Here is an 831-nt window from a genome sequence, read left to right on the forward strand (position 1 = left end):
GGGATGGACAGCCCGGACAGCGTGGAGTCCCTGGATGTGATGATGCTGATGGCGGAAACCCATGGCGTCAGCCTGACCACGGTGTGGACGCTGGTCAGGGGATGGTGTGCGCAGGAAAAACGGGAGGTGTCATCATGAGTGTGAATACAGACATGACCCGGCATCCGTATGTGGATGACTCGTTTCGTTACTGGCGTACCGACCCGCGGAGGGTGCATGCGAGTACGACCCGGAAGGCCCGGAAACTGCTGAGGCAGTACCGTCAGGGAAAGCGGGTGTACAGCGAGGTGGGATGTTCAGGGTACCTCAAAATCGATGTGGGGGTGCGCTGGCGTCTGCTGAGCAAAAACCGGGGTGAAGAGTGGCTGTTTATGTCCCACCAGACTTATGACCGTGAGCTGAAGCGGTGAAATGCTGCCCGGTCTGTACCGGTCACTCCGCCGGGGTGCTGGCGGTATCCGGGATACCGGCTGACATCCGGGGGAGGCTGCGGGGTGCGGGGCGGCAAAGAGTCCCGTTGGTGGGATGTTTAATACCCTTCCTTATAACGAACTGATATAACAACGAGAAGAGTGGCTATGTACACGCAATATGCGCAGACGGACCCCGCGGGTACCGGTGCCGGTCACCGTCTGCCCGCTGATGATATCATTGATTACACCTTGTCGAAGATGCGGGCGCGGCTTGACGGTACGCCGGGCACATCGGGCCAGGAGCGTAACGGGCTGCTGTTCACGGGTAACCTGCATGATGCCTATCCGCGTGCGCTGGTGCTGGACATGCGGCTTTCCCCACTGGACAAGATGTGCTGGATAATGATACGGCAGTATG

Annotated in this window: 1 protein-coding gene and 1 pseudogene; both read left to right on the forward strand. The window is 59.2% G+C overall.

What is annotated here, in order from left to right; genetic code table 11:
* Positions 1 to 134 precede the first annotated feature (134 nt).
* Positions 135 to 410, forward strand: coding sequence for a ParE family toxin-like protein (locus tag BZK42_RS27930; protein WP_249025199.1), 276 nt, complete (start codon positions 135 to 137; stop codon positions 408 to 410).
* Positions 411 to 578: 168 nt separating this feature from the next.
* Positions 579 to 831: pseudogene (locus BZK42_RS27935) on the forward strand (STY4528 family pathogenicity island replication protein); the annotation flags it as partial.

Origin of the sequence: Citrobacter braakii, assembly GCF_002075345.1 — a bacterium.
GTDB lineage: Bacteria > Pseudomonadota > Gammaproteobacteria > Enterobacterales > Enterobacteriaceae > Citrobacter > Citrobacter braakii.

What these genes read in the sequence shown, in the direction of transcription:
- BZK42_RS27930 (WP_249025199.1), top strand. Translation starts at nt 135, where the DNA reads ATGAGTGTGAATACAGACATGACCCGGCATCCGTATGTGGATGACTCG.